The sequence below is a fragment of the Neobacillus sp. S1227 genome, assembly GCF_055385255.1.
In genome coordinates this window covers 3474992-3500094 of record NZ_AP038276.1, presented here as the reverse complement: position 1 = coordinate 3500094, position 25103 = coordinate 3474992, and the positions used below count along the sequence as shown (strand labels likewise).

Below are 25103 nucleotides of genomic sequence, written 5' to 3'. Positions count from 1 at the left end.
CATGATTGAGATAAAAAAATCTCCGCTAAGTGATGGAGAATTCGATAGAGGAGTATTTGCTACTTGTGATATCAAAAAAGGGACGCTTTTACACGAAGCACCTGTCATTGCTTATCCAAATGAGGAGCATCAACATATAGAGAAAACCCTGCTTGCTGATTACGCCTTTGAGTATGGGATCAATCATTCTGCTATCCTGCTTGGTTATGGAATGTTGTTTAACCATTCTTATAAACCTAATGCCTTTTACGAGATTAATTTTGACAATCACACCTTTGAATTTTATGCTTACACAGATATAAAAGCAGGAGATGAGATTTTAATTAATTATAATGGCGACGTCGATAACCAGGATAAACTGTGGTTTGATCAGGACTAGTCTTAGACGCTCACATAAGAAAGACATGGCTCAATTCTAAAGAAATGAGCCATGTCTTTTTATTTAAATAAGGAGTACAAAATCGGTGCTAAATTAGATGCAAATCTTACGGTGATTTACAAAACCCGAAACTATACACTTTTTGTATCATCACGTACAGGTGTCTGCAATGGAACGGCAGGTGGTGCCAGAAGAGGAGCTAAGGTCCCTCCGATTGTAGTATAACCGACTGGAGAAACTTTTGGAATCGTTGATGACGAAGCCGTACCAATTTGCAAAATTCCCGCATTGGCGATAATCTCGATTTTCAAAAACCTGATATCAAATGCTTGTTTGAGATAACGATCCATATCCATCACCCGCCATCATTATATGCAAACAATTTATCTTTATGCTGTCTTTTGGTGAATTTTTTTGATCAGAACCAATCCTATTAATTAATAGACTCGTATATAATAATTATTTTTGTAAATGCAATATTAGTAATTATCTGAAAAAGATATATAATGGACAAGTGATGTTACTAAATTGTGTAAAACTCATTGATTTATATAAAAGGAAGGAGAAATGAGATGGGTAAGTTAAATGATCGAGTAGCAATAATTACAGGCGGGGCAGGCGGAATAGGTAAAGAAACTGCCAAACGGTTCTTACAGGAAGGAGCTAAGGTTGTTTTAGTTGATTTATTACTAGAATCGCTTGAGCAAACCAAAGAAGAACTGATTCAATTTGGTGATGTACATATGATCCAAGCAGACGTATCTATAGAAACAGATGTTCAAAACTATGTAGGACAAACGGTTGAACGTTTCGAGAAAATCGATATTTTCTTTAATAATGCAGGAATTGAAGGGAAAGTTCAGTCGATCATGGAAACGTCTTTGGAGGATTTTGAAAAAGTTCAGCGCGTAAACGTGAATGGTGTGTTCTTAGGATTGAAACATGTTCTTGCAGTTATGACCAAACAAGGTTATGGAAGTATCATTAATACGTCGTCTGTTGCTGGGCTGGGAGGCTCTCCAGGGATTGCTCCTTATGTCACAAGCAAGCATGCGGTGGCTGGGTTGACCAAAGTGGCCGCGCTTGAGGCAGCCGGCGCAAATGTTCGAGTGAACTCCATTCATCCTTCGCCAGTTAATACGAGAATGATGCGCTCATTAGAAACTGGAATTAGTCCGGAAAATCCAGAGGGTGCAAAAGCGAAATTTGCCAAAAGCGTTCCGCTTAAACGGTACGGAGAAGTAACTGACATTGCTAATTTAGTATTATTCCTAGCATCTGATGAGAGTGCTTTTATCACAGGTGCCCAATATCGAATTGACGGCGGCATGGGTGCATTTTAATTTAAAAACAAAACCTCAAACTTTAGTTTGAGGTTTGTTTTTAGAAAAAGAGAATTGTCCCCGGAACCGAGGATAGTGGACCGGTTCGGAAGCCAATATATCCAAACAAATGAAGTACAGATTAAGTATCAAACAACGTACCACTTAACGCCTCAATATACCTATCTGCTGACTTCTGAACCGCCAATTTGGCTTCTTTTTTGACTATGCCATGAAAAGCATTATACAATCGGTCAAATTCCATTTCTTTTACGATATTGGCCATCTCACGCACTTTTGGTGCAGGTAGTGGGATCAGATTAGGGTAACTGTACATAAAGCTGACCCAGTTTTTGTCGGCGACAACTTGGATGATATCACCTGAAAGTAGTATTCCATTTTTATTATTTCCATCTTTCCATTCCAAAACTGCCCCGCCTTTAAAATGCCCGCCTAAACGATGGATAAATATCCCTTTATGTAATTGAAGGGATTCACCTGACCAGAAAATGATTTTATCGCTCGTCCGCATGACCCATTTTTTATCATCCTCATGAATATAAATCGGCACATCGAATTGCTCTGCCCATTCAACTTGTGCAGAATAATAATGCGGATGGGATAGTGCAATTCCCTGGAGTCCGCCCAAATCCTTTATCATTTTTACGGTTCTATCGTCAATATATGTAATGCAATCCCATAATAGATTAAAGCCTTCACTTTGGATCAAATAAGCGGTTTGGCCAATTCCGAACCTTGGAATAGTGGTTATGCTGAACAGACCTTCTTCCTCAAAAGTAAACCTGTTTTGATAGCCTTCATTAACCATTTTCTCCAACGTGGTCCACGACTGCCCATTATGATTTACATACTGCCTTTCCTCATTACAAATCGTACATTGTACAGGCTCTTCGATTGAACTTTCATACTGAACACCACAAGTCGCGCAAATATAATTTTTCAGAGCTGTCACACCCTTTCCAATAATAGGATATACGCAAAATTATATTTAGAGGGTTTTTCAAATAGACTTACACGTAAAAATTTTTATAGAAAATTCCAATTGTTACTTTGCTGGACAAAATTATCAATAATTTCATTATGTAAACCGAAATATATGAGATGAAAAAAACTCTGACTAGAATCTGTAACACAATTATAATATGCATGTTCTAATTTTCAGAATATAATGTAACTACAATAGTTGCTAAATGAAGTTGGTGGTTTTTAAGGACAAAATTTTGGAAAGGGGACATGAACTATGGATATTTGCATTTCATGTGGTGAAGAATTATCAGTTATGGAGAGAAATCGTGCGGAATGCTGGGAGTGCAAAGACAAAACATCGGAAGCATATACAGAAATAGAATGACATGGTAATGGATATTTGTGTGATACTCTAAAAAGCCAGTTCACCTTTTATTAAAGGTGCTGGCTTTTACTTTTCACAGCTGTAATAAAGTAACTATTTTGTAATAACAAAAATCGCTATTTTATCCTCTTAAACTCCTTATACATTCATACACATGAGTAAAGGAGGTATTTCCATTGAATCCGCTAAAAATAATCCCGCTAAAATCTATTTATCGTTCTATCCTAATTGTTCTACTAATGTTTTTCACTATTTCATTGGTTGTTGTGTTACAGGTAAATATTACATCCCTTAAAATGAGTAATTCAATCGGAATATTAAATGGAGAAAAACTCTTTGTTCAGTTTTTCAAGGCAGAGAATCATTCTTTTTTTCAAAAAGTGGAAACCCCCGTCTTTACGGTCCCAAAAATAACAGATGTAGCATTTCAAATAGCAACTACCATCAAACCAACAGATATAAGAACATACTTAGGAAATGAAATTCCTGGATTAAGAATGCATGAAACAGAAATCGTCGTAGCAGGTGTGGGGACGAACCTAAGAAACCTTCCAAAAGAATCGTCGCCTCCAAATAAGGCTTTATTAAAGGAGAGACAAGCATCTGAAGAGAAATTAAAAGAAAACCAACGAACCAATGACGGACAAGCTATAAATCCAGACAATAAAACAGTATTTATCTATCAATCCCATAGCTGGGAGTCATTCCTTCCAGTATTAAAAGATGCTGCAACACCTGACGATGCCATAAGCTCCGATGAAAGGGTAAATGTCATTGGGCTGGGAAATCGATTAGCTCAAGATTTAATGAGGAAAGGAATTGGCGTAGAGCAAGACAAAACCAATATGACACAAGAATTGTTGAAAAAGGGATGGGAATCAACAAAAGCATATGTAGAATCCCGAGAGATTGTCGAAGCAGCCGCAGCCAATAACAATCAATTTAAATATTTTATTGACATTCATCGTGATTCACTAGGGAAAGAGACCACTACTAAAACCATTAATGGCAAAAGCTATGCAAGGCTTTATTTTGTAGTAGGAAAAGAAAACAAGAATTATCTCGAAAATCTGGAAGTGGCAAAAGCACTGAATAGTCAGTTAGAACAAAAGTATCCTGGCATCAGCAGAGGAGTATTCTTGAAAACGTATAAGGAAGGGAACGGCGTATATAATCAAGATCTATCCAATAACGCCATGCTGCTGGAAATTGGCGGTGTGGATAATAATTTGAATGAGCTGCATAACACCATCGATGTATTTGCAGATATACTTGCAGACTATTATTGGAAAACAAATGGATCAAAAGAGGTGAATGCAAATGGTTAAGCAGCTTCCATCCTCTATAAAATGGCTCGTTTTTACCTTCTTTAGCAGTTTATTATCTTTCTACTTGACCGGCTTATCTGATATAACCATTAGTTCTTTCATTACAGGGTTTATTTTTTCAGTAGTATATTTATATAGAAATAACTTATAAAAAGTAAACAGATCATCAAATGGATGGTCTGTTTTTTTCTTAGCTTTTTACCTGGGATTGCTCTTTTCGTTCCTGTAAAATGCCTTGGATGATTTCGATATGAACAGATGCCCAGGATTTTTCATGAAAATGCAGAATCACACTTATGGTAAGTATGAATGCGTAGGTCAAAACAAAGTAAACCCAAAGTAAACTTCCTTCTTTGAAGAGAACCTTATGTAATTGCTCTGAAAAAAGAAGCAATAGCCACGGACCCGAAGATACAAGGATAGGAATGATGCCGGAGCCGTTTTTTTCTTTTATCATACTTAAATATATTTTTTTTAATGTGGGGCTATCAATCGGCAGGTAAAAGTTCTGAATTTGTTCTATTTGGTGTATTTCTTTTACTGATTGAAATGATTGTTCATGATTCCATGCCTTTTTTAGTTTTAAGTAAATTTTATGGGCATCGCCGCGAAATGAAAACATAATGAAACCTTTTCCTCCATCTAATATCATACTAGAAGGCTTTGCAAATATGGTTTCGTCTATGCATCCTTGATGGGGAATTTCCCCACTTAAAGGCAAATGAGCAAACTGTGGGTGGATATATGGAGATTACAAGTTTTTCTTTTTTTAAAGAGAGTTAACAATTTAGTTAAGAGTTTATAATTCCAGATAAATCGACATATTTTAATAGCTTACTTGTCTATAATGGCAACAGTCAAGGGGAGCGGAATAGAGATAATTTCTTAAATCGAAAGGAGGAATTAGTGATAGTAGTTTTAATTAGTAAAGTGAAAAAATACTAGGACCAAAGAAAATAATCGCAAGGCTAAAAAACAAATAAATGAGGAAATAATAGGAAGGGTTGAAAAATGATGAAAAACTTTTATCAAAGACAAAAAAGGAAATTTATAAAAAATTGTTTGGCTAATAATCTCACATGGAACATAAAATACCGTGTGTCAAACCTGATTATGATGGCCAGCTTTTTCTATAAATAGAGGTGATAAAAAATGGGAAATTTACTACGCAACGCTGTTCAGTCAAAAAAGAAGCATTTAATTAGCAAGCTTATTAAAAAAGGAATTTATAAAAAAAATAACAAGCATCTTTATGAATTGACATTGAATGAGCTTGAAAGAGAGTATAAATCTTATGAGCAGTAATACCTTTCAAAAAGCAGACCATTTCATTAGGCTGGACGGAGCCAATATAAAAACCATTCCAAGCGAGAACAAAACAATAAATCATTGATATCCTGATAGATAAAGAAATAATCCGCTCCAACAAAGTGATTGGGGCGGATTATTTTTATTTGGATTATGTAATAACATATTATTTGAAGCAAAAATGAAGAATCAACTAATTCTCTGTTTTTTTATGTTAGAAAAAATACTTTTACTAAAAGAGGGAAATCTAACAAAAAGTTCGTGGAGTGAGACGGATGTCGTTTTTTTCAAAATTGAAAGGGATGCAGCAAACTCAAAAGGAAAATAGAAAAGTTTTTTTAGGGGCGGATTTTGATGCGCGAATGGAATGGTTTAAAGAAACATTCCAGCAAAGTATTGACATCACCTTTCACGAATTAACTGCCAATCATACGCGCTGCGGCATTGTGTTTTTGCAGGCTATGGTGGACCAGCAAGTCTTTGATGAGCAAGTGTTAAAATATATTGTTTCACCCCATTTTGCTTCATCACCAAGTGAATTGATTCATAAAATACTGGATTTACAGTCCATTAGTACAATGTGTACCAGCATCCTTTCTGATATCGAGGAAGCAGTAGAAAACATTCTGGATGGAAAAATTATTGTTTTTTTCGAAGGTGACAGTCGGATGATCGCTTTTCCTTTAACAAATTTCGAAAAGCGAACCGGTAGTGAGACCACGAATGAAAATGTCATTAGGGGGCCAAGAGAGGCATTTTTGGAGGATATCCATACGAATGTCACCATGGTTCGGAGAAGAATAAAATCCCCTGCCTTAAAAATGGAACAACTTGTCATTGGAGATTATACAAAAACAAAGGTCATTATTAGCTATATTGAGGGACTTTGCCGTGATGATTTAATAGCAGAAGTGAAACAAAGAATCAACAGGATTAAGATCGATGGCATTTTAGCGAGCAGCTATATTGAGGAGTGTATTGACGATCGGCCATTATCACCGTTTCCGCAATCACAAAAAACAGAACGGCCGGATGTAGCGTCAGCCGCCTTGCTGGAAGGCAGAGTTGTTATATTTGTGGATGGTGACCCCATTCCGCTTATAGCACCTGTGAATTTTTACATGTTTCTTCAAGCTGCTGAAGATTATTATCAACGCTATTTTCTTACAAGTTTTATACGCCAGCTTCGCTATGGCTGGTTAATCGTTTCACTGACCTTTCCATCTTTTTATATAGCCATTACCACCTTTCATCCGGAAATGATTCCTACCAGTTTATTATTAAGTGTTGCGGCATCACGGGAAAATGTTCCGTTTCCAAGCATTGTGGAAGCATTATTGATGGAACTGGCTTTTGAAGGTTTACGGGAAGCGGGGATTCGTACTCCTAAAGCAGTAGGGCAGGCGATTGGGATCCTTGGTGCAATTATCATCGGCCAAGCAGCCGTACAGGCAGGAATTGTTTCTGCCATTATGGTGATCATTGTTTCGATTACCGGGATTGCCTCCTTCGTCATACCTGGTTATGATTTAGGATTTTCCGTCCGGCTGCTTCGCTTTCCACTTATGTTTTTAGCGGGCACATTTGGAATATTCGGCTTAATGATTGGTGTTATTTTAATTTATATTCATGTTGTAAGCTTACGTTCGTTTGGAATGCCCTATCTTTCACCAACAGCACCGCTTAGAACCAGCGATTTAAAGGATATTTTTATCCGTGCCCCATGGTGGAAGATGCAGCGCAGGCCCTCATTTTCCGGGTCATATGATCGTATTCGTTCCAATATCGAGAAATCCATACTCGAGGATGATGAAGATTAATGAAAAAACTAAAATGGTTTATCTTGTTAGGCCCATTTCTATTAACTGGCTGCTGGTCACAATATGAACTTAATGAACGCGCTTTTGTCTCCGGCATCTACGTTGATAAGGCCGCCAATGGCAACATGGAGATAAGTCTATCTTTTACCTTGCCTAATCGCCTTGTGCCGGGTGATCTCGGCGGTGCAGGAACGACTGGAAAACCATATTCGATTCAATCTGCAACTGGAAAAACCTTTACGGAAGCCTATAAGAAAATACAATCCACCCTTCCTAGAAGTATTAGCTGGGGACATACCAGGATGATTATCATCAGCGAAGATATGGCTAGGGACGGTATTAAGGATATATTAGAATTTGTTCTTCGGGAACCAAGTTTGAATATCAATCAATCTTTATTTGTTGCACCGGGTAAAGCAAAAGATATCGAAAAATTGGTTCCGATATTTGAACGATTTCCAAGTGCGATTCCCATTTCATTTGCGCAAAGAAAGGTGACAGTTGATACAACACCTAAAGACTTCCTTGAAACAACTAGCGGGGATATGATTGTCGGCCTATTAACAAAAAAAACGATAAAAATGCATAGTGAGGGCGGAAAGGAGGGGCTTTTTGTCAGTCCCGGCGAGATGGCTTTGTTCCATAATTATCATATGGTCGGGAAATTAGACATTGAGGTGGGCCGAGGGGCGTTCTGGCTTCGCAACCTGATAAAAGGTGCCGAAGTTTCGATCAATGCGCCGGTCGATCAGCATCTAATCAGTTTATTAGTCACGAACGCAAACGCAAAGATTCGCCCTGCTAAAAACGAACCGCTCAATTTTAATGTGAATATAAAAGCGGATGGGAATATTTCTGAATCTCATTCCAATATGAATTTATCTAATGAAAAACAAATAGCTCAAGTTGAGCATACAGCGGAAGAGCAAATCCGAAAAAGAATTAAAACCACTTTGAAGGCTTCCCAAGAGGTTAAAGCAGATGTGTTCCAATTGGGTGAATACTTATCCTGGCATAAACCGAAAATATGGAAAATGGTTAAAAACGAATGGCCTGAATCTTATCAAAAAAAAGTAAAAATTAATGTTCAGGTTGATTTGCATATCAAACGGATGGGCGCTGAAAACAATCCATTTTGGGAAAAGGAAAAAAAATCATGATTTTAATTATCATCGGATTTCTGATTATCTTCTTATACGAATGGACGTATTTAAAAAGTAAAAATCGCAAAAAAAGAACCTATTGGATTGTCTTTTGTGTCATGGGGGGTTCCTTTATGTATTGCATTTCATCAGTATTATTCGAGCAAATGCCCAATCCAAGTGATATAATTCAGTTCCTTTTTAAACCGATTCAACAGAAAATATTAGGTTAGGTGGACTCCTTTGAAAACCGAACAGATTACTCAGAATCAATTAATGCTTTTTTTTATTCTTTATTTTTTCTCTACATTGGTTGGATTTGCTGCCAGTAACCTAATTTACCTATCTCAATACGATTCTGTGCTAGTTATTGGTTCAAGCGGCATAGCAGGAATTATTCTTGCTTATTTTGTCATAAAACTTGCGGTACGAAGACCTAACCAATATTTCGTCAATTATGGTAGTGAGATCCTTCCTAAATGGATTCATATTCCAATCATGGTGGTATTTTTTATTTCCTTCCTGCAAATAAGTGCCATAATTTTAAGAGAATATGAAGATTTCATCGTCCAGACCTATCTCCCAGGAACACCCAATTGGGCGGTCGGCTGCATGTTTGGATTGGTTGTAGCGGTCACAGCCCGATTAGGCTTTGAAAATTTATTCCGGATCGCCCAAGGGCTGTTTTTTCTTGTGATTCTAGGTAATATTGGGAACGCCATTTTAATTGGTAAGGAATTGCGATGGGAACGATGGATTGCTTTTGTTACGAATCATAGCGTTCAAGGAATCTCTTTGGGTATCTTCCAATTTGCTCCATTTTACGGAGAAATAATTATTTTACTTTTTCTATTCCCTTATTTAACGCAAAAGCATAAAACGCTAAAATCCATCATTTGGGCGATATTTTTCTCTTTTCTATTTATATCCCAAAACATTATTTGGCTATTATTACTTTTTGGTCCGAACTTATCCAGTCATCTCACCTATCCGTTTTTAGAGATGATTCGCTATATTCGAATCGCAGATTTCATTCAAAACTTGGATCATTTATTAATCTCGATTTGGGCAACAATGGTTTTTATGAAAGTAACCGTTTTATTTACGATCTCTGTTCAAATTCTTGCCCATCTATTTGGATTAAAAGATCATCGTCCACTGACGTTTTCGTTAGCGGCAGTTATGGTTGCATTATCGATCAACACGGCAAAAGGAATGGCTGAAGTAAATAGCCTTTTCTACCATTATCTGCCTATTTATTTATACTTTTTGGAGTTCATTCCTTTAGTATATTTATTGGTGGACACCATAAAACAATCCATTAAGAAAAACAAAGCAGGAAACAAATTGAAGACGTAAGAGTGGAAGGAATCCGAAACTAATACGGACGGCGGTCAATGGCTTACTTCTTAAAGAACTTTCTAAGGTAAGTTGAAACGTCCTTAAATATGGGTTGATATAGTTTATAGGTTTTAACTGCCTCATCAACGGTTTCCATGAGCAATATTAAATCTACTTGGTTAAGAAGATATTCGATTTGATTGTACTGGTTGTGAACCTGTGGGGGGGTATGGGTACTATTTGCCCCAAACAACCAAGGATCCCTTTGGGGTGCATGGGAAGGTTCGTGGCGGTCTGGGGATTTTTCTGATTGATTCGTATGATCTTCTTCAAGGGCTCTTCGTTTCTTACCGAACATTAGATTTGTAAAGGGGTCGGCATCATCCAGTGGAAGCTTGTGTTCTTTCTCAAACTCCATAGTGGTTTTATCTTCCTTTCATACCGTTTTCATCTACAATAAAATATGATTTGTTGTTAATCGTGGTGTGGACAAATATCTAATCCTTTCGCTTGTGGGTATATACGGGGTGAAAAAGATAACAATTGTTGGAATCTTCAAAGTTATCTATACTAATGAATAGCATTAAATTCAAGGGGGGAGACCAGATTGGCGACAAAAGTAGGAGACATCATTAAGTTTGAACGGACATTCAAACAAGAAGATGTTGAAATGTTTACAAAAGTATCTATGGATGAAGGGAATCATCATATTAATCCAGATGAACAGGGGAGACTGGTTGTTCAAGGCTTGTTAACGGCTACATTACCGACAAAGGTTGGCGGAGATAACAATGTACTCGCTCGTACGATGAATTTTGAGTTTTTAAGACCAGTTTTTACGGGAGATACCATAATATGTGAAGTAACAATCGAGCAGTTCGAAAAGCAAGAGAATAATAGAACTGCCGTTATGGCGTCTTTCTTGTGCACAAATCAGAATGAGAAACTAGTATTGAAAGGAAACTTTGCGGGCGTGATATTATAAATTAAATCTTTTTTCGCCTAAACTCCCTTATATATAAGATTAATCATGCTTTTTAACATACAATATCTAAAATCATTTAGCTAATGGCCGTTGTCAATACAGTTTTTAATATTGGTTGTTTATGAAGTAGCCGAACGTACACTATCTATCATTTTCCAGATTTACATATTAGCCCTGTGACAGCAGGGAAAGTTTAAGATTAATAAGAAAAACAGTTTAATAAAGAAAAACTTCCCCAATCAAAAAAATTTAAAAACAAATTGACAGAAAAGTAAGAATAGGGTTAAAATTATATCAATTAAAGATTGAGAATAATAAATTAGGTGATACTACTTATGTCCATTGATTATACTGATCCTAATATTATGTATTTTGTTGGTAATGGGAGCCCTCCTGAAAATACTTCGGTAAGGCAAACTTTTGGGAATATTGCTATTGGAGTAGTAATAGATATTCGTTCATCGGAAATTTTAGATGCTAATATTACGTTGGTCAGTCCTTTATCAATGGATTTTGTAACAGCACAATTGATTGGTCGTAATTTACTTACAGATATAGAAGTTATCACTAAAAACGTTGAACGCTATCAGGGACCTGCATTAAAATCGATTCTGGTTGCTATAAGGGCAGTACATAACAGATATAAATTGTATATTGAATCTTATAATAAACTATAAATGGAAGATTAATCTAGAAAGTGGTACTTTGTACGGTTAATTTGAATATTTCCTAAAAAGACTTATTCACTCATTAATCGAAAAAAAGAGACCCTATCTTTTAGGTTTTAACAACTAAAAGGGGGGTCTCTTTTGTTTTTTTTCAAAGGCCATGGAACTGAAAACTCCCATATTCCGAGGGTGGCCTATAACCAATGCTCGGTTGATTAAGATTGATTTGTGGAAAGATTGGTTGAAAAAATTATGAGAATCAATTCGAATGGACAAAAAAACTTTGGAGGGATCTAGAAATGAAAACAATTACGGAGCCCAGTCGTGAAACCCCAGTCATAGCTGAAACGGAAGTCCTTGTAGTCGGTGGCGGCTCTGCGGGACTTGCTGCAGCTGTTACAGCCTCGCGATTGGGATGCAATGTTACTCTTATTGAGAAGTATGGGTTTCTCGGTGGAACACTTACCTCAGTGACGTTGGGGAGTTTTTGCGGGATTTTCACTGTAACGGAAGAAAAAGTAAGGCCTGTTGTAAGGGGCTTTCAAGAGGAATTGATTGAACGTTTAAGAATCTATGATGGGGTACTGCCTCCACATAGATGGTTAAATACTGCTTCTGTTTCCTATGATGTTACTTGTTTAAAAAAAGTTGCAGATGAATTAATAACTGAGTCAGGAGTCCGTGTATTCTATCACACACAAGCAGTTTCAGTCGTAAAGGAAGACCAGATGATTACAGGAGTTGTTATCGAAAATAAAGACGGACGATCTGTTATCAATGCCAAGATTGTCATAGATGCTTCGGGTGACGGAGATATTGCAGCAATGGGCGGTGCTCCTTATAAGGTGGGAAGCAATGGCATTACTCAGTCTCCTTCTTCTATGTTCCGAATGGCTAATGTTGAAATAGAGAAAATTGTCCACATAACTAGACAAGAATATCAAAATTATTTTCAGAGAGCAAAGGATGAAGGATATCCATTGCCAAGGGTTTCAAGTGGCATTCACATTACACCCCTTTATGGTGTCGTCCATTTGAATGTCACGAAAATTGCACAGGAGGATGGGTCACCCATAAACCCATTAAGTGCAGAAGAGTTAACATATGCCGAAATAGAAGGAAGAAGGCAAGTGTTCCTCTATGCAGAGGTACTTCGTAAGTATGTACCGGGATTTGAGAAGGCAAAAGTGGTCGATATTGGTTCTCAAATTGGAATTCGGGAAGCAAGGCTTATTCAAGGAGATTATGTTCTCAATCAGGAGGATGTTATATCTTGCCGCAAATTTAATGATGTGATTGCTTGCAGTGCCTGGCCACTCGAGATTCATGGGGAGAAGGATAAAACAAAGTGGGTTTGGATTGAGCCCGGAGAATTTTATACCATCCCCTATCGCTGTTTGATTCCGCATAATATAGACAATGTATTAACTGCTGGGCGAAATATCTCAACTACACATGAGGCTCAGGCATCAACAAGGGTTTCAGCAGTATGTATGGCTGTTGGTCAGGCGGCGGGGGCAGCCGCTTATTTGGCACTTGGCTGTCAAAACAAAGTTCGTAATGTCCCCATACAAGATTTACAAGGACAGCTGCTTAAAGGAAATGCATTTTTAGGGTAGTTTTATAACTCCCTAAAAAGTAATGAAATTTTTTCCAAAAAACAAAAGGGGGGTGAATTCATTTTTATTCATGAGTATGGTCAAGAGAAGTCAGTAAAGACCAAATAATTATATCTTGAGGAGGCTATTACATTGTTAAGAAGTAATTTTAAACCAGGTACAACCAGCTGGGCTGTCAGAAGAACACAATGGAAATTTTTGGGCCTGACTGATGAGGAATTTGAACGTCCGAAGATTGCTGTTGTTAATACATCATCGTCCTTATCAGCATGCTACATTCATTTAGATGATATATCCAAAAAAGTTCAAGATGAAATTAGAAATGCTGGGGGAGTTCCATTTGAGATAAGAACAGCTGCTCCAAGTGATTTTATAACAAATGCGGGGAGGGAAGGAAGATACATCCTGCCCAGCAGAGATTTGATTGTTAATGATATCGAGGTCATGGTTGAAGGGGCTATGTTAGATGGAATGATTTGTTTATCTTCCTGTGACAAAACGGCTCCGGCCCATATGATGGCGGCAGCAAGGATGAATATCCCATCTGTTATTATTCCATGTGGGTACAACCAGGGGGGGATGTGTGGCAGAGCATTAGTTGATATAGATGATGTGTTTGAATCTGTTGGAAAAATATCCACGGGAGAATTGTCATTGAAGGAGCTTACTGACATGACAAACGTGGGGATTACCACACCAGGAGTATGTGCAGGTCTTGGTACTGCCAACACCATGCATATGTTAGCAGAAGCATTAGGTATGACTTTGCCTGGAATTGCTCCAATTGCCGCCAATAGTGAAAAACTCTTTAAGTATTTGAAACGCTCTGCCAAGAGGATTGTTGAGATGGTAAGGGAAGATTTGCGGCCTAGGCAAATTTTAACTGAAGGTGCATTTGAAAATGCTGTCCAAGTGGCGTTAGCGATTGGAGGCTCAGTCAACTCTTTAAGACACTTGTCAGCCATTGCTGCTGAAGCGGAGTTGGACACAGATGTCGTGAGTCTATATGAAAAGGTTGCGAAAGAAGCTGCTCTTTTAGTAAATGTTCGTCCGAACGGCCCGGATCGAATAGAGGAACTTGAGGAAGCAGGAGGAACACTCGGTGTCATGAAGCAGTTGATGGGTAAGATCAATCTCGATTGCCTGACTGTTTCAGGGAAAACAGTGTTGGAAAACTTAAATCAACTTAAAGGTGTAGATGAAAAAATAATTAGAAGTTTTGAGAATCCATTTAGAGAGTCCGCTGGCCTTGTTATTTTAAGGGGAAATCTTGCACCTGATGGGTCCATTTCTAAAGCTTCTTCAGCACCAAAGGATAAACAGGTATTTCAAGGTATAGCAAAGGTATTTAATTCGGGCACAAAAGCTATTGAAGCATTAGAAGCAGGAAACATTCATCCCGGAGATGTGGTTGTGATACGTGGAGCAGGACCAAAAGGCGGACCGGGGACTTTATTAACAGCATCCCATTTTATAGCTTCTTTAACCGGAGCGGGGATGAATGAAGAAGTTGCAGTCATCACGGACGGGCAGAATTCAGGTTTGAATAGGGGAATTTTGGTAAGTCAAATCATGCCTGAAGCAGAAGAAGGAGGTCCACTTGCAGTAGTCCAAAATGGAGATCCGATTCGAATTGATTTAATTGGAAAGAAATTGGATGTTTTGATCGCTGAAGAGGAATTGAGACAAAGATTAATAGAATGGTTACCGGAGGAAAAAGAAATTCCACGAGGATGGTTGAGCATATACAGGAAAGTGGTTCAGTCCGGAAGAAAAGGCTCTATTTTACTCGAATAAGGGGATTGTTGATGATCCCTTGGCTGTAACTTTTTGTTGCAGCTTCTATAAACTTTTATTATGAATACGCTTTCGCTGATTGAGTATCAATTTTGAAGAAAATTGCTTTTATTCTATGTATTTTCATTTTTAAAGGTGTATTAATAATAAAAAATGAGGAGTGGTGTATTAAATGGCATCTAATTCCGAGCCAAACTTAAATATAAACCAACCAGGACAACCAACGTTGATCTTAAACACAGAACAGCAGGGAGCGCCGATTCCAAAAACCTTTTGGGAATATATTAAATCATTTGGACCGGGTATCGTAGTAGTTCTAACATGGCTTGGGGCAGGGGATTTAGTCGATTCCTCCTTGGCTGGGGCACATTACGGTTACGCCTTGATGTGGGGGTTGGCCCTGGCACTTATTATGAGATACGCTCTTGTTAACATTATTGCCAAGTTTCAGCTATTAAATATTCAAGGGTTAAGTATAATGGAAGGATACGGGAAAATTTCTCCGAAGATACCAGTAATTTTAGGCATTGGAGGAGTATTGTTAGGTCATTTTTACGTTGCATTTCTAGCAAAGGGCGCTGGAGAAGCCATTTTTAACCTGACCGGAACTGGCAGTACGCTGCTATGGGCTGTTGTTTGTGTGGTTGCAGGGTTTTTTATTACCGGCAGGTCCGTTTACTCTTATTTAGAATTAGCAGAAAAGATATTACTTGGAATAATGGCTGTAAGTTTAATAGGGGGTGCCATATATTTAGGTCCAAGTTGGGGAGAGATGGCGAAAGGGACTTTTGCATTTGATGTTCCAGAACAGGTTGGATCTTTTAATGCACTTTTGATTGTTGCTTCACTAATTGGAGCTGTTGGCGGTTCATTGGCAAATCTGTTATATCCTACATTTATGCGTGAAAAAGGATATATAAGACCAGAACACCGAAAGGTTCAAAATTACGATTTATTGTTTGGTATAATCGTAATCATTGTTTTGGATTTGGCTGTTTGGGTCATTGGGGCAGAGGTGTTGCACCCTAGGGGGATTGAAATAACTAATTTCAATGAATTGGCATCCAGTTTAGGGGCTGTTTTGGGTCCAATTGGTGAAGTAATTATTTATTTGGGTGTATTCGGTGCTTGCTTCAGTGGTGTAATCGGGTATCCCGCAGGTTTCCCTAAAATGGGAATGGAAGGTATTTATTGTGCTTATCCTGAGAGGCAAAAAAAGTATTCAGATTTTAGGAAAGATCCAATCTACAAGCTTTACTATTTCGTTGTTTTGTTTGCTCCTCTTATTTGGTCTATCCCTGGTATGCCTGGCTTTATTTGGCTAACAGTAGTTGTTAATGCTGCACAGCTAATTCTACTGCCATTAGTATCAATTGGACTATTGTATTTGGTTAATAAAAAAGATCTGATGGGTGTTAATGCCAGAAAACCTTTGGATAATATCTTATTGGTCTTTTTAACGGGGTTAGCTCTTTGGGGAACCTATCAAACAGCAGTCGGTTTATTTTCTTAATATAATATAAGAAATGAATAATGTTATAAATTAAAAGTTTAATTTTTCTTGTAAAATAATAAAAATAACATAATAAGACTGTTACTTTCGATAAAGTACAGTCTTATTTGTTCATTCTTATAAAATGTATTTAAACAAGTGTGGTGAACTTCTTTTGGGTATCTTGTTTGCTGTTTTATGCGCTATTGCTTATTCATCAAATTATATATTGATACAACAAGGGATGAAAGATTCAAAGAAGGATAATGGAGATTTTGTATCGCTCATTTCTTCGGTTGTAACAGTTTTTGTTGTTTTTGTGATAGTAACCATTATTCGTCATTCAGAGAAAATACCCTTTAACGGAAAAGGGATTGTTTTCTATTTGATAGCTGGTTTTTCTACAGCATTCTTAGGGAGAGTTCTTCTATCTGCAGGCATCCGAAGAATTGGTTCATCCCGGGCGTCTGGTATTAAGAACTCTGCACCAGTTTTCACAATTTTAATTGCTGTTACTCTAATGGGTGAGGATATCAGCTTTGGTGCAGGTATGGGAATAAGTATTATTTTCCTAGCTTTGTTCTTACAAGCCAGATATGACTTTAATCATGCAGATGATACTAATCAAAAAGAGAAAAAAACCGGCGTTTTTGTGGCGGTTTGCGCTGCTGTCTGTTTTGGGATTGGGCAAGCTGCGAGAAAGCAAGGAGTTATTAATTACGCAGATCCAATATTAGGCTCTTTAATCGGTTCTATTTTTGCTTTATTTGTTTTTGTATTGATGGAATTATATAAAAAAAGCATTTCGGAAACCCTGATAAGAAATTTTAAATCCATTAACTTCTATTTTGTAGGTGCAGGAATTTCCACAGGTATCGCACAACTAAGTTTCTTCTCTTCACTACTTTATACGCACGTATCATATACAAGTGCAATAGCTGCCGTAGAACCAATCATCACGGTTATTTTAAGCAAAATTTTTCTAAAAAAAGAAGAGAGTATTACCATTGGTTTAGGTATAACAGCCTTTGCTATATTTTTGGGGGCTTTTATTTTGGTGCTAGCAAAATAATTAAGCAAAAATTGAGTATAATCTCTTTGTAATTCCTTGGGGTTGCACTTTCAAAAAGCATGAATGTAGTTCATTATGATAATAATTTTAATACGAACGAGTGGTTTATAGTTATTTTGCTCTTCGTTGGAACCTAGGTGGTGTGATAACAAGTGTAACTTCGGACAAAATAGCCAAAAAAAGAGGGGAAAGTGTCCGAACTAGAGTAACCTTCGGACAAAACCCATCAAGAGAGGAGTTGTAAAACGTCTAAGTTAATCCATTGTTGGACGGGGACGGTTCTGGTGAACCATTTTCACCCTTCAGAACCGCCTGCGGTTTTCTTGGCATTATTTGTTTCTTCCAGAATTTGTTGAATGTAATAGGCAGGAACGGCTGCACCAATGATTTCTTTGGTGTCCATTTCCGGGTTTTGCAATGTCGCAAAGATGACTCCGATGACTTGCCCATCCTGATTAATCACCGGGCGGCCGCTATTTCCCTTATAAATCGGCGCTTCTATCATCATAATCGGAATATCCAATCCGTTAACGAGGACCGGGCTAATGAAGGTTCCTTCATTGGCAATCTGCGTAAAAGCTAACGGATTACCGATAAAAAGTATTTTCTGGCCCGCCCATGTCTCCCAGTCTTTTTTTGCGGCAAACTGCAGAACGGGCAGTTTTTTCGCCTTTTTAATATCAACTATGGCAAGATCCCATTCCGGCCGTTTGGCAATGACTTTGCCTGCAAAAGAATCCCCGTTGCTAAAATGCACATTCACTCGATTCGATTTATCAACAACATGTTCATTTGTTACAATTAACCCATCTTGAGCGATATTAAAACCTGTTCCTTTGATACCATCCCATTCCAGGGTGACGACTGCTTTTTTGTATTCTTTCACTTCCGGTTTCTTCGAAAGCTGATTGGACACCTTAACAAAACGAATGGCCGGCAGATTAAAGACATCAAACCACACCCCTAATCCACTGATTAACATGGCAAAAACAATCAGTGAACTGACTATTTTAGCAGCCATTTTTCTTCGCTTTTTCCGCTTTGCTTTATCCTTTTCCCATTCTTTTGCCTCTTCCTCTGATAAAAAAGCTTCCCAATCAGTCTGTTTACTATGAAAATCCTGATTCTCCTTGTCCATGTGAATCCTCCATAAAAAGGTTCTGTATATTCCTAATTATAGCGGTTTGCTATAGAAAATGGCGTTAAGAATGGTTTCACGATACAATAGATTGGAATGAAAGAACGAGGAGAATGAACATGAATAGGAATGAAATCGAAGACTTAAAAGTAGAATTAAACCGTGTAAGGGAACAAAATCAGGGGCTATTCCAAACCATTGTTGAACCCGGGCTGCATAGCAAGGTTCAGGAATTTTTAGATAGCTTTGAGGATTATTTTCGTGAAAGAGGGTTTGTGATTCGAAAAAAGGACGATAAGGTTAGAGTGTCTTTCGATGATCTTCATCTAAAAGCTTATGCAGACGGTGGCCGGGATATTTTTATCATGAGAGGAAAAGAGCAAATTGCCTCTGTTTCTGTGAAATTTATTGGCGAAGGCAAGCGAGGTATTCAGGGGCAATTGCATGAATCGCCTGTGGAGCTGGAAAAGGAATTGCAAAAAGAAAATTCATTAACCAATGACCTAAAAAGTCCTGTGTTTTATTATACTGGAAGAGAATTCGGCTATAAATACGAAACTCCAATCTCCGTTCTTGATAGCATTTTTGGGATATAATCAGTTGAAATAATGTACTCAGTTTTAGAAAAATGTTCAAAAGGACAACCGTCTTAATCAAACTGTTGTCCTTTCGCCAATTTTCAATTAACAATGGCCGGTTCCTTATTAACGTGATATCGCTTTTTTAAAAAGCACTCTAAATTTCTCTCTATCTTCTGATGTAAATGGTTTTGGTCCCTTTGTTCGTTTTCCGCTTTTTCGAGCCATTGCACTCAAATAACGAGTTTGAAGTAATTGGTCAATGTTTTCATTTGTATAGATATACCCTTTATGGTGAAGTACCGTACATTCTTTTGCTAAAGCTAGCGAAGCAAGACCATAATCCTGCGTAACAATGATATCTCCTTTTTCTGCTAACTTCATAATCCGATAATCTGCAGCATCTGCTCCAGAATCAACATAAATGGTTTCCACTCCTGCTGGTTTTTCCTCATTAGAAAAATGTGAAAAGCTAGTAACAAGAATCACAGGAATATCTGCTTTTGTACCTTCCGAGATAATAATATCTTTTACCGGACATGCATCTGCATCAACATAAATTTTCATCTTATCCTCCTGCGTTTTGTTCCACTTGCATCATTATTTTGGTAACGTAATCTTCCTTATGATTCATTACAACTGTATCATATATATACTCCTCAAAAACATAATCTCCTAGCGCTAAATTTAAACGCTCCATTTCTGAAAAAAGCCGCTTATAGGTTTTATGTATGGTTTTCTCATCCCCAATATGGTACCCAATCAGAAAATCACCTTTCACTGCCTGAAAATAGGGATATCCAACCTTCGGATTTGGCTGCTCAATATATAAAAAGCTATAATTAGAGAATTCTCCCTTCATTACATGCTCCCGTTTTGTTATCCCGCCAATTGGATATCCTGAATCAAGTTGGGATTTGTTTAATTCATTAATAAAATCTGAAATAACCTCTACAAATTCTTCATCAGATATATTTTCAATGTTTCTACTTAGATAAAGTGTTGCTTCTGGTAATTGTGTAAGTGTAATTTCTTGAAAATCTAGGTGCGACGCTTCTTCCATTATTGCTATTTTTGCATCGATCATTTTTTCCTTCATTTCAATCTCTTGCCGCATTTTTACAATCTCTTGTTTTTGTTGATACATTAACGTTAAAAAGCTTTCAGGCGATTTATTATTCATATATTGTTGAATATCATTTAGCGACATACCAAGATCCTTTAATAAATCTATAACAAAGAATAGCTCTATTTGATGGATTGAATAATAACGATAACCTTTTTCATTTTTCCATAGGGGAGACAAAAGTCCGATTTGATCATAATAAAAGAGCGTCTGTTTGTTTATCTTACAAAGCTTCGCAAATTCCCCTGTACTTAAATACTTGCCATTTTTTTTATCCATTTTTTATAGCACCACCCTTGACTATATAGTAACTATATACACTAGGATAAAAATTGTAAACAAATGAAGTGGTTTGCTGTATTAGTTTTGTTAAGGAGAATGTAACATGAAGAATAATAAGGTCACTTTAGGATTATTATTAATGAATTTATTCATAGCCTTTTTGGGTATTGGTCTTGTCATTCCAGTCTTACCTACGTTGATGAATGAATTAGACATTACTGGAACAACAGTTGGTTATTTAACAGCTGCGTTTGCCATTGCTCAATTGATTGTTTCACCATTCGCAGGGAAAGCGGCAGACATTTGGGGCAGGAAAATGATGATTGTTATTGGTTTATTTATTTTCGGCATTTCAGAATTTTTATTTGGGACCGGCAAAGAAATTCAAATGCTAATCTTTTCTCGTCTTTTAGGTGGAATAAGTGCTGCGTTCATTATGCCAGCTGTTACAGCTTTTATTGCTGATATTACAACTTTGGATACTCGTCCGAAGGCATTAGGTTATATGTCTGCTGCCATTAGTACAGGATTTATTATAGGGCCGGGTATTGGCGGATTTTTAGCGGAATTTGGAACACGTATACCATTCTTCTTTGCAGGAGCATTTGGTACAATTGCTGCGATACTTTCTATCATTTTATTATCTGAGCCGAATCGTAAAGATGAAAAAAATAAACAGGTCTCAGAAGGTAAGAATGGCTTCAAACGTATGATTGTCCCAAAATATTTCCATGCGTTTATGTTAATTTTTATTACCTCATTTGGATTAGCGGCTTTTGAATCGTTCTTTAGTCTATTTGTGGACCACAAATTTCAGTTTAAACCATCCGATATCGCAATAGTGATCACGGGTGGTGCTGTCCTTGGTGCAGTGTCACAAGTTATATTATTTGATAGGCTGACACGAATCTGGGGTGAAATTAAACTGATTCAATATAGCCTCATTTTATCGGCCATACTTGTTTTTTTAATGACAGTTGTTCATTCCTATTTCTCTATATTACTTGTTACATTTATTGTGTTTGTAGGGTTCGATTTATTCCGTCCGGCAGTTACTTCATACCTTTCTAATATTGCTGGGAACGAACAAGGTTTTGTTGGCGGAATGAACTCTATGTTTACAAGTTTAGCGAACATAAGTGGACCCATTCTAGGGGGGATCTTATTTGATATAGATATCAACTACCCATACTATTTTGCGGCGATGATCTTATCTTTTGGAATAGTTATTACATTACTTTGGAAGAAGCAAGCCAATAATTCCTCAAAAGAAGTGAAGGCTAAATTAGCTAATTAATCAAATTGAAATAAATTTTATGTGGAAATTATTTTGTTTTAGGATGCGGATATAGAGAAGAGAGTCATTCATCATGAAAGACAAAGTTCAAAAACTTATACATCATGATAAAAATTGTGACTGGGCAGGGCCGAATGATATAATAAAGGTGTACAGTTGCATAGCGGGGTGAGCAGTGGCCGTGAACTTTCTTTTGTGGAAGGTGGTGATATGAACCGTCTTCCTATGAAGGGGGGTGAGGCCGCTGATGGTTACTTTTGTTGAAGCAATGACTTTGATGTTGGGTTTTGGAATGTTTATTCTAACATTCATCTCAGTGTTAATCGCTCTCTTCAAAAAGAAGTAACCTTCCCCCCGCACCTGCCAGTGTAAAAGGGTAATGGTTACTTCTTTGCTCATAATATAGCTTGGCGGTCACTGCACTTCATGCAGTGTGGCTGTATATTAGGGATGCTAGTTGGAGCTAGTATCCCTTTTTTATGCTATGCTGTATATCTTTATTATATGCAATAAATTGGTATTTTACAAATAAAAAAGTATATCTGTGGGGGTTCCGGTTTAGGAAAAGGCAAGGCATCCATTAGGGTAATGGAATGATCCATTACTTTCATCTAAATTTGGTTAAACATTATGGGATTGCAGAAATTCCCCAAGATGTCATAAGCAGGGGCTCTTTGGTTTATAGCCAAAGAGAATCAAATCAATCATTTTTTCGTCATTAAATATAATTGTTACTACGACATGCCCAAATTTAAGATAGACGGGCTCCAAATTCCTCTCTGAGTGTAATATATGGAGTAATGTTATATTAGCTCTCCATACATTCAAAAGGAAGTGAAAAAATGGATAATTCCTTACCAATTGCTAATGCCTTACCTTTCCCTGGCTCAAATGTTCTTCCTCAACCTCCAATGTCATACTCCTATGCAGCACCTGTTTATTCAAGTTGTTACCCTGTACATGGGTGCGGTGATTTTATCCTCATAGTAGTGTTGTTTATTTTATTAATCATTGTGGGTGCAGTTTGTTTTTATGCTTAAAAGATGGGACTGTCACTATGAGATAATCCTCATTTACTTCTGATGAGGATTATTTTTCTTTAAACTTATCCAAGTAAACTAACTAAAAGCGTCAGGTGCTTTTTATAAAGGGAATCAATGGGTATTCGCCGTTTCAACCTCAAAATGTCCACATAATTTATAGTGAATTTATCCAAAAGGAGAGACGCCCAAATGTATCCGTATGGAAATTATTATGTTCCACAAACTCAGTTAGCGTATTATCCATATGTACAGCAGATTCAATATGGACCTGACAGACAACTCTCACAAATAACGCAATTATTTCAACAGCCGCAATGGCAGCGGCTTGAACACAGAGTTAATCTGCTCGAAAGTGAATTTGACCAACTTTACCGCCGTTTACTACGAGTAAATCGAAGGCTTCGTGCAGTGGAAAACAGATTACACATTTCATTTACCCCGTTTGATGGGGAGTTTTAACATTGTTCATAAGAGATTGTGAAGGTTCGCACTTAAACGAACGGGAGCGTTGATCCAAAAAGGATTACCGCTTCTTTTTCATTATAATTTATTGAAGTAACTGGAGTTTTAGTTGAACAATCGGTATTAACATTCGGGACAGTTTGTTGAACCATTTTTAGCCTATGGGCTGTCTGTACTGATCATTGTCGAGCTGGTATTGCTCTTTAACGGCCCTGTCAGCAAAATGAAATAAAATAAGCTCTGTTATTATTCATTGCTGATTTTCGGTTTGGTATGAGAATTCATAGGCGGAGAATTTCCGGCTAATGTATAAAGAGGAAGCTTAAGAAGCAAATATAAACGGAGATATTCCGATTAACTGCTCAAAATAAGACAAAATCCAAAGATTTGGATCATATAAGCGGAAAAACTCCCCTTATTTTTAAAGAAATATCGGTATTTTTCATTTTAAACGGAATTTCTCCGTTTATTTATCAAGCACAGTGAAATCAACATTCAGTTATAACAGAGCCTAATAATAAGATTAAAAAGAGGAGGGAAGTAAGGCCATTCTTTTGTAATATGCAAAAAAGCAACTCTGTTAATAGAGCTGCCAGGCTTAAGGGTACTTATTCAACATATTTTAGGCTATCAACTATTTTTACCGATTCCTGAATGGGACCTTTATAAAAAAAGTGGTACACATATCCATCACCTGTATCCCAAGATATGTTGGTATAAGCATCAAGTCTCGTGCCAATAACGGAAATAGACCCTTTATGGATATCTCTGCTTTTTAGCCAATTGACTTTCTTCATTGCTTCAAACAACGCATCTGCCTGCTGATATGGCTCATCTCCGTTATCGCCATCAAAATAAATTGTCCACGGTCCACGCTTTGCGTAAATGACCGACCTAATCCAAGGCTGTATCCATAATTTAGCATCGTCTTTCTTTTTGTAAAATTCTAAACCACTCAGTCGGTCGCTAGGTATCATAGACCCAACATTTCCAGACAGTTCGCCGATTCGATTTGATTCGGGTGGATGATATATTGCGGGATCATTTGCTCGATAAGGTTTATCCGTGGATACGAAATAAATTGTGTACCCATTTTCATAAGCTGTCACCTTAATAGACGTATACTTTTTTGTGGTTTGCCCCTTCCAATAGGTTGGCAATAAAACAGGGATATTTGTATGTTCTGAGAGTCCGCTTACGACTGGTCGTAAAAATGGTACGATTTTTGGCGGCTTCCCCAATGCGGTAAGAAATATTATACAAATAAGAGATAGAAGCGTAAACTTTTTCAATAAAAACCCTCTTTATACACATTTTTTATTATTCTTCGCATGAAGAAAATGATTTATTTATGGCAATATCTGCAGCATATTTCAATGCCAGTCGTTTACGGAGGTATTTTCTTAATGATTGAGGAGAAGAAATGCGTTTTGAATAAATGGTTAATAATATTTTTCGATTTGACGACTATTAATTTTAGAAGCTTGGATTTGTAAATGATTTGGTTATGAAATCTAATCATCCTGCAGCTT

General features: G+C 37.3%; 26 protein-coding genes. 17 read left to right on the top strand and 9 right to left on the bottom strand.

The window, feature by feature from the left end:
• Window position 1 precedes the first annotated feature (1 nt).
• Window positions 2-379 (top strand): SET domain-containing protein, encoded by a 378-nt coding sequence (locus tag ACZ5AE_RS17445; protein WP_464565878.1) that lies wholly within the window; start codon window positions 2-4, stop codon window positions 377-379.
• A gap of 131 nt (window positions 380-510) precedes the next feature.
• On the opposite strand, the gene ACZ5AE_RS17440 is transcribed toward ACZ5AE_RS17445, so the two are convergent.
• Window positions 511-729 (bottom strand): hypothetical protein, encoded by a 219-nt coding sequence (locus ACZ5AE_RS17440; protein ID WP_464565877.1) that lies wholly within the window; start codon window positions 727-729, stop codon window positions 511-513.
• A 222-nt stretch (window positions 730-951) separates the two neighbouring features.
• On the opposite strand from ACZ5AE_RS17440, the gene ACZ5AE_RS17435 reads away from it, so the two are divergent.
• Entirely contained in the window at window positions 952-1722 is a 771-nt protein-coding gene (locus ACZ5AE_RS17435; protein ID WP_464565876.1) for an SDR family NAD(P)-dependent oxidoreductase, read from the top strand.
• A gap of 121 nt (window positions 1723-1843) precedes the next feature.
• Here the strand turns inward: ACZ5AE_RS17435 and ACZ5AE_RS17430 are convergent, their stop codons facing one another.
• Complete coding sequence (locus ACZ5AE_RS17430) at window positions 1844-2665, bottom strand: MBL fold metallo-hydrolase (RefSeq protein WP_464573653.1); 822 nt, start codon at window positions 2663-2665, stop codon at window positions 1844-1846.
• Window positions 2666-3249: 584 nt separating this feature from the next.
• Between ACZ5AE_RS17430 and spoIIP the strand changes: the two genes are divergently transcribed.
• Window positions 3250-4401 carry a stage II sporulation protein P gene (gene spoIIP, locus ACZ5AE_RS17425; protein ID WP_464565875.1) on the top strand — a complete coding sequence of 384 codons (1152 nt, stop codon included), beginning with the start codon at window positions 3250-3252 and terminating at the stop codon, window positions 4399-4401.
• Between the two features lie 190 nt (window positions 4402-4591).
• Here the strand turns inward: spoIIP and ACZ5AE_RS17420 are convergent, their stop codons facing one another.
• Window positions 4592-5023 carry a hypothetical protein gene (locus ACZ5AE_RS17420; protein ID WP_464565874.1) on the bottom strand — a complete coding sequence of 144 codons (432 nt, stop codon included), beginning with the start codon at window positions 5021-5023 and terminating at the stop codon, window positions 4592-4594.
• A 530-nt stretch (window positions 5024-5553) separates the two neighbouring features.
• On the opposite strand from ACZ5AE_RS17420, the gene ACZ5AE_RS17415 reads away from it, so the two are divergent.
• The 4 genes from ACZ5AE_RS17415 (at window position 5554) to ACZ5AE_RS17400 (ending at window position 10030) form a co-directional block, all read left to right on the top strand.
• The gene (locus ACZ5AE_RS17415; protein WP_464565873.1) at window positions 5554-5706 is read left to right on the top strand and encodes a Fur-regulated basic protein FbpA; all 153 of its coding nucleotides are present in this window, start codon (window positions 5554-5556) and stop codon (window positions 5704-5706) included.
• A gap of 278 nt (window positions 5707-5984) precedes the next feature.
• Window positions 5985-7529: a spore germination protein gene (locus tag ACZ5AE_RS17410; RefSeq protein ID WP_464565872.1), complete on the top strand. Its 1545-nt coding sequence runs from the start codon at window positions 5985-5987 to the stop codon at window positions 7527-7529.
• On the top strand, window positions 7529-8689 hold the full coding sequence (locus ACZ5AE_RS17405) for a Ger(x)C family spore germination protein (protein WP_464565871.1): 1161 nt from the start codon (window positions 7529-7531) through the stop codon (window positions 8687-8689). The genes ACZ5AE_RS17410 and ACZ5AE_RS17405 overlap by 1 nt, the downstream gene beginning before the upstream one ends.
• A 225-nt stretch (window positions 8690-8914) precedes the next feature.
• Window positions 8915-10030, top strand: a complete 1116-nt coding sequence (locus tag ACZ5AE_RS17400; protein ID WP_464565870.1) for a GerAB/ArcD/ProY family transporter — start codon at window positions 8915-8917, stop codon at window positions 10028-10030.
• A 43-nt stretch (window positions 10031-10073) separates the two neighbouring features.
• On the opposite strand, the gene ACZ5AE_RS17395 is transcribed toward ACZ5AE_RS17400, so the two are convergent.
• On the bottom strand, window positions 10074-10430 hold the full coding sequence (locus ACZ5AE_RS17395) for a hypothetical protein (RefSeq protein ID WP_464565869.1): 357 nt from the start codon (window positions 10428-10430) through the stop codon (window positions 10074-10076).
• A gap of 189 nt (window positions 10431-10619) precedes the next feature.
• On the opposite strand from ACZ5AE_RS17395, the gene ACZ5AE_RS17390 reads away from it, so the two are divergent.
• The 6 genes from ACZ5AE_RS17390 (at window position 10620) to ACZ5AE_RS17365 (ending at window position 17645) form a co-directional block, all read left to right on the top strand.
• Window positions 10620-10997: an FAS1-like dehydratase domain-containing protein gene (locus ACZ5AE_RS17390; RefSeq protein ID WP_464565868.1), complete on the top strand. Its 378-nt coding sequence runs from the start codon at window positions 10620-10622 to the stop codon at window positions 10995-10997.
• Between the two features lie 335 nt (window positions 10998-11332).
• Entirely contained in the window at window positions 11333-11674 is a 342-nt protein-coding gene (locus ACZ5AE_RS17385) for a DUF3870 domain-containing protein (protein ID WP_464565867.1), read from the top strand.
• Between the two features lie 290 nt (window positions 11675-11964).
• Window positions 11965-13284, top strand: a complete 1320-nt coding sequence (locus tag ACZ5AE_RS17380; protein ID WP_464565866.1) for an FAD-dependent oxidoreductase — start codon at window positions 11965-11967, stop codon at window positions 13282-13284.
• A 132-nt stretch (window positions 13285-13416) separates the two neighbouring features.
• Window positions 13417-15081 (top strand): dihydroxy-acid dehydratase, encoded by a 1665-nt coding sequence (gene ilvD / locus ACZ5AE_RS17375; RefSeq protein WP_464565865.1) that lies wholly within the window; start codon window positions 13417-13419, stop codon window positions 15079-15081.
• 172 nt (window positions 15082-15253) lie between these two features.
• A complete protein-coding gene (locus ACZ5AE_RS17370) occupies window positions 15254-16594 on the top strand; it encodes an Nramp family divalent metal transporter (protein ID WP_464565864.1) in 1341 nt (446 codons plus the stop codon).
• Window positions 16595-16718: 124 nt separating this feature from the next.
• Entirely contained in the window at window positions 16719-17645 is a 927-nt protein-coding gene (locus ACZ5AE_RS17365) for a DMT family transporter (RefSeq protein WP_464565863.1), read from the top strand.
• Window positions 17646-17940: 295 nt separating this feature from the next.
• Here ACZ5AE_RS17365 and ACZ5AE_RS17360 read toward each other — a convergent pair whose 3' ends face one another.
• Complete coding sequence (locus ACZ5AE_RS17360; RefSeq protein WP_464565862.1) at window positions 17941-18783, bottom strand: S1C family serine protease; 843 nt, start codon at window positions 18781-18783, stop codon at window positions 17941-17943.
• A gap of 119 nt (window positions 18784-18902) precedes the next feature.
• Between ACZ5AE_RS17360 and ACZ5AE_RS17355 the strand changes: the two genes are divergently transcribed.
• Window positions 18903-19379 (top strand): hypothetical protein, encoded by a 477-nt coding sequence (locus ACZ5AE_RS17355; RefSeq protein ID WP_464565861.1) that lies wholly within the window; start codon window positions 18903-18905, stop codon window positions 19377-19379.
• A gap of 108 nt (window positions 19380-19487) precedes the next feature.
• Here ACZ5AE_RS17355 and ACZ5AE_RS17350 read toward each other — a convergent pair whose 3' ends face one another.
• Together ACZ5AE_RS17350 and ACZ5AE_RS17345 are read right to left on the bottom strand one after the other, a co-directional pair.
• Window positions 19488-19928, bottom strand: a complete 441-nt coding sequence (locus tag ACZ5AE_RS17350) for a YaiI/YqxD family protein (protein ID WP_464565860.1) — start codon at window positions 19926-19928, stop codon at window positions 19488-19490.
• A gap of 1 nt (window position 19929) precedes the next feature.
• Window positions 19930-20766: a MerR family transcriptional regulator gene (locus ACZ5AE_RS17345; RefSeq protein WP_464565859.1), complete on the bottom strand. Its 837-nt coding sequence runs from the start codon at window positions 20764-20766 to the stop codon at window positions 19930-19932.
• Between the two features lie 106 nt (window positions 20767-20872).
• Between ACZ5AE_RS17345 and norA the strand changes: the two genes are divergently transcribed.
• Window positions 20873-22066 carry a multidrug efflux MFS transporter NorA gene (gene norA, locus ACZ5AE_RS17340; RefSeq protein ID WP_464565858.1) on the top strand — a complete coding sequence of 398 codons (1194 nt, stop codon included), beginning with the start codon at window positions 20873-20875 and terminating at the stop codon, window positions 22064-22066.
• A gap of 102 nt (window positions 22067-22168) precedes the next feature.
• Here norA and ACZ5AE_RS17335 read toward each other — a convergent pair whose 3' ends face one another.
• Entirely contained in the window at window positions 22169-22465 is a 297-nt protein-coding gene (locus ACZ5AE_RS17335; RefSeq protein WP_464565857.1) for a hypothetical protein, read from the bottom strand.
• Between the two features lie 443 nt (window positions 22466-22908).
• Between ACZ5AE_RS17335 and ACZ5AE_RS17330 the strand changes: the two genes are divergently transcribed.
• Window positions 22909-23106, top strand: coding sequence for a YjcZ family sporulation protein (locus ACZ5AE_RS17330; protein ID WP_464565856.1), 198 nt, complete (start codon window positions 22909-22911; stop codon window positions 23104-23106).
• Window positions 23107-23298: 192 nt separating this feature from the next.
• Window positions 23299-23568: a hypothetical protein gene (locus ACZ5AE_RS17325; RefSeq protein ID WP_464565855.1), complete on the top strand. Its 270-nt coding sequence runs from the start codon at window positions 23299-23301 to the stop codon at window positions 23566-23568.
• Between the two features lie 611 nt (window positions 23569-24179).
• Here ACZ5AE_RS17325 and ACZ5AE_RS17320 read toward each other — a convergent pair.
• Window positions 24180-24863: a hypothetical protein gene (locus tag ACZ5AE_RS17320; RefSeq protein ID WP_464565854.1), complete on the bottom strand. Its 684-nt coding sequence runs from the start codon at window positions 24861-24863 to the stop codon at window positions 24180-24182.
• Between the last annotated feature and the right edge of the window lie 240 nt (window positions 24864-25103).

Excerpts from the sequence above, each read along its gene's own strand:
- ACZ5AE_RS17360 (WP_464565862.1), bottom strand. The coding sequence starts at position 18,783 with ATGGACAAGGAGAATCAGGATTTTCATAGTAAACAGACTGATTGGGAA.
- ACZ5AE_RS17385 (WP_464565867.1), top strand. The coding sequence starts at position 11,333 with ATGTCCATTGATTATACTGATCCTAATATTATGTATTTTGTTGGTAAT.
- ACZ5AE_RS17420 (WP_464565874.1), bottom strand. The coding sequence starts at position 5,023 with ATGTTTTCATTTCGCGGCGATGCCCATAAAATTTACTTAAAACTAAAA.
- ACZ5AE_RS17355 (WP_464565861.1), top strand. The coding sequence starts at position 18,903 with ATGAATAGGAATGAAATCGAAGACTTAAAAGTAGAATTAAACCGTGTA.
- ACZ5AE_RS17435 (WP_464565876.1), top strand. The coding sequence starts at position 952 with ATGGGTAAGTTAAATGATCGAGTAGCAATAATTACAGGCGGGGCAGGC.
- ACZ5AE_RS17410 (WP_464565872.1), top strand. The coding sequence starts at position 5,985 with ATGTCGTTTTTTTCAAAATTGAAAGGGATGCAGCAAACTCAAAAGGAA.
- ACZ5AE_RS17405 (WP_464565871.1), top strand. The coding sequence starts at position 7,529 with ATGAAAAAACTAAAATGGTTTATCTTGTTAGGCCCATTTCTATTAACT.
- ACZ5AE_RS17415 (WP_464565873.1), top strand. The coding sequence starts at position 5,554 with ATGGGAAATTTACTACGCAACGCTGTTCAGTCAAAAAAGAAGCATTTA.
- ACZ5AE_RS17395 (WP_464565869.1), bottom strand. The coding sequence starts at position 10,430 with ATGGAGTTTGAGAAAGAACACAAGCTTCCACTGGATGATGCCGACCCC.
- ACZ5AE_RS17365 (WP_464565863.1), top strand. The coding sequence starts at position 16,719 with ATGTATTTAAACAAGTGTGGTGAACTTCTTTTGGGTATCTTGTTTGCT.
- norA (WP_464565858.1), top strand. The coding sequence starts at position 20,873 with ATGAAGAATAATAAGGTCACTTTAGGATTATTATTAATGAATTTATTC.
- ACZ5AE_RS17440 (WP_464565877.1), bottom strand. The coding sequence starts at position 729 with ATGGATCGTTATCTCAAACAAGCATTTGATATCAGGTTTTTGAAAATC.
- ACZ5AE_RS17445 (WP_464565878.1), top strand. The coding sequence starts at position 2 with ATGATTGAGATAAAAAAATCTCCGCTAAGTGATGGAGAATTCGATAGA.
- ACZ5AE_RS17345 (WP_464565859.1), bottom strand. The coding sequence starts at position 20,766 with ATGGATAAAAAAAATGGCAAGTATTTAAGTACAGGGGAATTTGCGAAG.
- ACZ5AE_RS17380 (WP_464565866.1), top strand. The coding sequence starts at position 11,965 with ATGAAAACAATTACGGAGCCCAGTCGTGAAACCCCAGTCATAGCTGAA.
- ACZ5AE_RS17325 (WP_464565855.1), top strand. The coding sequence starts at position 23,299 with ATGTATCCGTATGGAAATTATTATGTTCCACAAACTCAGTTAGCGTAT.
- ACZ5AE_RS17370 (WP_464565864.1), top strand. The coding sequence starts at position 15,254 with ATGGCATCTAATTCCGAGCCAAACTTAAATATAAACCAACCAGGACAA.
- ACZ5AE_RS17350 (WP_464565860.1), bottom strand. The coding sequence starts at position 19,928 with ATGAAAATTTATGTTGATGCAGATGCATGTCCGGTAAAAGATATTATT.
- ACZ5AE_RS17335 (WP_464565857.1), bottom strand. The coding sequence starts at position 22,465 with ATGAGCAAAGAAGTAACCATTACCCTTTTACACTGGCAGGTGCGGGGG.
- ACZ5AE_RS17330 (WP_464565856.1), top strand. The coding sequence starts at position 22,909 with ATGGATAATTCCTTACCAATTGCTAATGCCTTACCTTTCCCTGGCTCA.